Annotated in this window: 4 protein-coding genes and 3 pseudogenes; 4 read left to right on the top strand and 3 right to left on the bottom strand. The window is 68.3% G+C overall.

Going from position 1 to position 5,080, the window contains the following annotated elements:
* Together A5702_RS12230 and A5702_RS12225 are read left to right on the top strand one after the other, a co-directional pair.
* A pseudogene (locus A5702_RS12230) lies at nucleotides 1–423 on the top strand (dihydrodipicolinate reductase); the annotation flags it as partial.
* Nucleotides 424–432: 9 nt separating this feature from the next.
* Complete coding sequence (locus A5702_RS12225) at nucleotides 433–1,641, top strand: MalY/PatB family protein (RefSeq protein WP_068220982.1); 1,209 nt, start codon at nucleotides 433–435, stop codon at nucleotides 1,639–1,641.
* On the opposite strand, the gene A5702_RS12220 is transcribed toward A5702_RS12225, so the two are convergent.
* Nucleotides 1,638–2,366, bottom strand: coding sequence for a DUF2652 domain-containing protein (locus A5702_RS12220; protein ID WP_055399987.1), 729 nt, complete (start codon nucleotides 2,364–2,366; stop codon nucleotides 1,638–1,640). The genes A5702_RS12225 and A5702_RS12220 overlap by 4 nt on opposite strands.
* A gap of 115 nt (nucleotides 2,367–2,481) precedes the next feature.
* On the opposite strand from A5702_RS12220, the gene A5702_RS12215 reads away from it, so the two are divergent.
* Entirely contained in the window at nucleotides 2,482–3,387 is a 906-nt protein-coding gene (locus A5702_RS12215; protein WP_055399989.1) for a haloalkane dehalogenase, read from the top strand.
* 201 nt (nucleotides 3,388–3,588) lie between these two features.
* On the opposite strand, the pseudogene A5702_RS12210 reads toward A5702_RS12215, so the two are convergent.
* A pseudogene (locus tag A5702_RS12210) lies at nucleotides 3,589–3,933 on the bottom strand (inositol monophosphatase family protein); the annotation flags it as partial.
* A gap of 261 nt (nucleotides 3,934–4,194) precedes the next feature.
* Here A5702_RS12210 and A5702_RS12205 point away from each other — a divergent pair.
* Nucleotides 4,195–4,665, top strand: a pseudogene (locus A5702_RS12205) (inositol monophosphatase family protein); the annotation flags it as partial.
* A 9-nt stretch (nucleotides 4,666–4,674) separates the two neighbouring features.
* Here the strand turns inward: A5702_RS12205 and A5702_RS12200 are convergent.
* A partial coding sequence (locus A5702_RS12200; RefSeq protein ID WP_369817897.1) for an inositol monophosphatase family protein occupies nucleotides 4,675–5,080 on the bottom strand: 406 nt, incomplete at its 5' end.

Below are 5,080 nucleotides of genomic sequence, written 5' to 3'. Positions count from 1 at the left end.
GAGTATTTCGACCGCGCGGTGACGAACCGGACGCTGGAGGTCGCTATGGGCACCATCAAGGCGGGCACCTGCGGTGCGCTGCGCATGCGGGCGATCGGTGTGGTCGACGGCCGGGAAGCCATCGTCATCGAGCACGTCACCCGGCTCGCCCACGACGTCGCGCCGGATTGGCCGACCGGGATCGGCGACCTGTCCTACCGCGTCATGATCAGCGGTGACCCCGACATCGACTGCACGCTGGCGGCGACGCTCAAGGATCCGCACAAAGCCGGGGTGGGGGGCATGACCTCCGGTGCCGGCGCGATGGTGGCCACCGCGATGCGCGTCGTCAACGCCGTGCCGTATGTCGTTGCGGCAGAACCGGGATTGCTCAGTTCGGTGGACCTGCCGTTGACCATCCCGAAGCACGCATTCGCCACTTAGTCTGCAGGGGTGACGTCTAACCCCCTCGAGGAGCTCACGCTGCAGCAACTGCGGCAACGCACCAGCATGAAATGGCGCGAGCATCCGCCCGACGTCCTGCCGATGTGGGTCGCGGAGATGGACGTGTTGCTGGCCCCGACGGTGGCCGAGGCGCTGCGGACCGCCATCGACAACGGCGACACCGGGTATCCGTGTGGCACCGCGTTGGCCGAGGCGGTCGGTCAATTCGCGTCCGAGCGCTGGCAATGGCATGACCTACCGGTGGGCCACACCGCGATCGTGCCGGACGTCATGCTCGGCGCCGTCGAGTTGCTGCGTCTGGTCACCAATCGGGGTGACGCCGTCGTCGTCAACCCGCCGGTGTACGCCCCGTTCTACGCGTTCGTCGCGCACGACGGCCGTCAGATCGTCGAAGCACCGCTGGGCGCCGAAGGCCGAATTGATTTGGACGCCTTGGCAGAAGCCTTCGCTGGCGCCGGCGCACGGGGAGGGAACGTCGCGTACCTGTTGTGCAACCCCCACAACCCCACCGGAGCCGTGCACACGGCCGACGAGCTCGGCGCCGTCGCCGAGCTCGCCCGCCGGTTCGGCGTCCGGGTGGTGTCGGACGAAATTCACGGGCCCGTCGTCTTGGACGGGGCGCGTTTCACGCCATACCTGACCGTGCCCGGCGCGGAGAACGCGTTCGCCCTGACGTCCGCCTCCAAGGCCTGGAGCCTGTCGGGGCTGAAGGCGGCGCTGGCCATCGCCGGCCCCGAGGCGGTCGCGGACCTGAACCGGATGCCCGAAGAGGTCAGCCATGGGCCGAGCCACTTCGGCATCATCGCCCACGCCGAGGCGTTCCGAACCGGTGGCGATTGGCTCGACGCATTGCTGCGCGGCCTGGATCAGAACCGGACGCTCCTCGGTGAGCTGATCGCCGAGCACCTACCTGGCGTGAAATACCAATGGCCGCAAGGGACTTACCTGGCTTGGCTGGATTGCCGCGAGCTCGGATTCGCCGAGGAGGCCGCCGCGGGCCTGGCGGTGGTCGCCGACCTGTCCGGACCCGCCCGGTGGTTTCTCGACCACGCCCGGGTGGCGCTCAGCTCCGGCCACGTCTTCGGCACCGGGGGCGCGGGTCACGTCCGGCTGAACTTCGCGACCTCGCGGGCCATCCTCACCGAGGCCGTGTCCCGGATGGGCCGCGCGCTGGCCACTACCCGCGACGCGGGCTAGGCCGGGATCTCCTCCGCGCCGCGGCCCAGGTTGCGGAAACCCGCCGCGGGCTCCTTGAAGCCGAGGACGAACGGCAGCGAGCTCAATTCCAGCTTGAACGTCGACCCGAGGCGGCGAAGGAAGCCGGACTCGGGTTGAACTACCGAGACCTCCGAGGTCGCGAGATCGAGATAGTGCGTCGGCGTCTCGCCGATGTCGTCGAAGATGTGGATCAGCGGCTTGCACTGCGAGCGCACCGACTCGTCGAGGCACGCCGCGACCGGCTCGGTCATCAGCACGTATTCGACCACTGGCACCGTGTTTTTCAGCATTCGGTGCACCAGGATGACGTCGAAGCCCGCGAGCTCCACGTGTCGCTTAACCCGCTGCTCGGCCACCTCACCCTGATGGACGACGAACTTCACCGAAAGGCTGTCCAATTGCGCGCAACTCGCGCACTCGCAGGCCAGGTCCTTCTTGAAGCGTTCACGGCGCGCGATGAAAGCCTCCCGCATCCGGGACAGCCGGTCGCACACCAGCACTTTGGGGTCGCCGTCGGGCGCCCAGAAGAACGCGGCGTCACCCTCCAGCTTCGCGAGCTTGAGACCCCTACCGGCGTCGATCACCGACTCCAGTAGGCCCGCCACCGTCAATTGCGCGTGGGCCAAGTGGGTACGGTTCCACTGCATGTAGTGGGTGTAGCCGCTGATGTCGGCAATGATCAGGACGGCACGCCGAATCGCCATGAACAAGCGAGTTTAATGTCCACCAGACGTCTAGCTCAATGAAATTCCCCACTAGACGAACTCGCGTTGTCGAGAGAGGCTAACTCAAGGCGCCCGCCCACCGGAGGAGCTGAATATGCATGTGCTACGAACCCCGGACTCCCGATTCGAAAATTTGGAGGGCTATCCGTTCGTAGCGAACTACGTTGACGTGGCGGCAAGTGACACCCAACCGCTACGCATGCACTTCCTCGACGAGGGCCCTTCCGACGGACCACCGATCGTGCTGCTGCACGGCGAGCCCACCTGGAGCTACCTCTACCGGACGATGATCCCGCCCTTGACGGACGGCGGGAACCGCGTGCTCGCGCCCGACCTGATCGGCTTCGGCCGCTCGGACAAGCCCAGCCGGGTCGAGGATTACACCTACCAGCGCCACGTCGAATGGGTGACCTCCTGGTTCGAGCGGCTCAACCTCAAGGACGTGACCCTGTTCGTGCAGGACTGGGGATCGCTGATCGGGCTGCGCATCGCCGCCGAGCAGGGTGACCGCGTCGCGCGACTCGTGGTGGCGAATGGATTCCTGCCCACCGCGGAGCGGGCCACCCCGCCCGCCTTCTACGCGTGGCGGGCGTTCGCGCGCTACTCCCCCGTGCTGCCCGCCGGCCGCATCGTCTCCGTGGGAACCGTCCGCCGGGTTTCCGCCCGGGTGCGGGCCGGCTATGACGCGCCGTTTCCCGACAAGACGTACCAGGCCGGCGCCCGCGCCTTCCCGCAACTGGTGCCGACCTCACCGGACGATCCGGCGGTGCCGGCCAACCGGGCGGCCTGGAAGGCCCTGGGGCAATGGGAAAAGCCCATGCTTGCCATCTTCGGGGCGCGCGACCCCATCCTCGGGCAAGCGGACCGCCCGCTGATCAAGCACATCCCCGGCGCCGCGGGCCAGCCGCACGCGCGCATCCACGCCAGTCACTTCATCCAGGAAGACGCCGGACCCGAACTGGCCGAACGCATTCTGTCCTGGCAGCAGGCGCTGCGCTGACCGTATGGCGCGCCCCCCGGCCTCGTCAATACCGGCTTCTCGCAACATGTCTCGGTGTAATGCCGGACGTCGTGGCCCCTCGCGGCATGGCCCAAACCCGCTGCGCCGGTGACGAATCCACCGCCCGCCGCCAGGCGCCGCGGCGGCCCGGCGCTCACTGAGATCCTCTTGCGCCCGAAATCGATTGTGGTATAAGCGCTCTCAGCGCGTGACCGCCAGTACAGCCTCGGCCAACTCGGGACGGCAGACCACCAAATCCGGCAGCTTTGGATCGGGCTGGTTGTAAGCCAGCCCCGAGCCGTCGATGCGCGAGGTGTGCAGGCCCGCGGCCCGGGCCACGGCCACCGGGGCGGCCGAGTCCCATTCGAATTGGCCGCCGGCGTGCACGTACACATCGGACAATCCCTGGACGAGCGAAGCCACCTTGGCCCCCGCCGAACCCATTTCCACCAGCACGCCGTCCAGGGCGTCGCGGACGCTCAGCGCGATGGCGGGCGGGCGGGTGCGCGACACCACGATGCGCGGCTTGCCGGGGGCGCGGGCTGGGTGGTCGGCCGCCCGGCGGTTTGGTTGCCCTGCGTCAGCTTCAGCACCACGAAGGCCAGCACACCGGCCAGCGCTACCGCCGAGACAACGCCGATGACGATCAGTCGCCCCCGTGGAATGCTTCGCAACCGGCTCAATGAAGGAACGTTTCCCCCGCTCACGTTCACCAGATTACGGCCGAACCCCTCCGTTCGGGGCGGTGCCCGCAGGCATCGAGTTGGCAGGGTAAAGTTGGTCAACACTGCCAACTTAAGGAATGTGATGGCGTTGCAGCTGACGGATGACCACGACCTGGCCGCGCGGCTGGCCACCGAGGCCGGGCGGCTGCTGCTCACGGTCCGCGATGAGTTCGCCGACGCCGAAGCGAGTGAGCGGAAAGCCGCGGGGGACAAGCGATCCCATGACTTCTTGATGGGAGCGCTGGCCGACGAGCGCCCCGACGACGCGGTGCTGTCCGAGGAGGGTGTCGACAATCCGGTCCGGCTGCGTGCGGACCGGGTGTGGATCGTGGACCCGCTGGACGGGACGCGGGAATTCTCCGAGCTCGGGCGCGACGACTGGGCGGTGCACGTCGCGCTGTGGGACGCCGGTGAGCTGGTGGCCGGGGCGGTGGCGCTGCCTGCGCAGGGCATCACCCTCGCCACCCCCGACGTCGCCACGCCGCCCGCCGCCAGGCGCCGCGGCGGCCCGGCGCTCACTGAGATCCTCTTGCGCCCGAAATCGATTGTGGTATAAGCGCTCTCAGCGCGTGACCGCCAGTACAGCCTCGGCCAACTCGGGACGGCAGACCACCAAATCCGGCAGCTTTGGATCGGGCTGGTTGTAAGCCAGCCCCGAGCCGTCGATGCGCGAGGTGTGCAGGCCCGCGGCCCGGGCCACGGCCACCGGGGCGGCCGAGTCCCATTCGAATTGGCCGCCGGCGTGCACGTACACATCGGACAATCCCTGGACGAGCGAAGCCACCTTGGCCCCCGCCGAACCCATTTCCACCAGCACGCCGTCCAGGGCGTCGCGGACGCTCAGCGCGATGGCGGGCGGGCGGGTGCGCGACACCAAGATGACCGTCTTGCCGGGGGCGCGGGCTGGGTGGTCGGCCGCCCGGCGGTTTGGTTGCCCTGCGTCAGCTTCAGCACCACGAAGGCCAGCA

Origin of the sequence: Mycobacterium sp. E3339 (assembly GCF_001666915.1) — a bacterium.
GTDB lineage: Bacteria > Actinomycetota > Actinomycetes > Mycobacteriales > Mycobacteriaceae > Mycobacterium.
The sequence above is the reverse complement of the archived record's forward strand: the minus strand, read 5'-3'. Positions and strand labels throughout refer to the sequence as shown.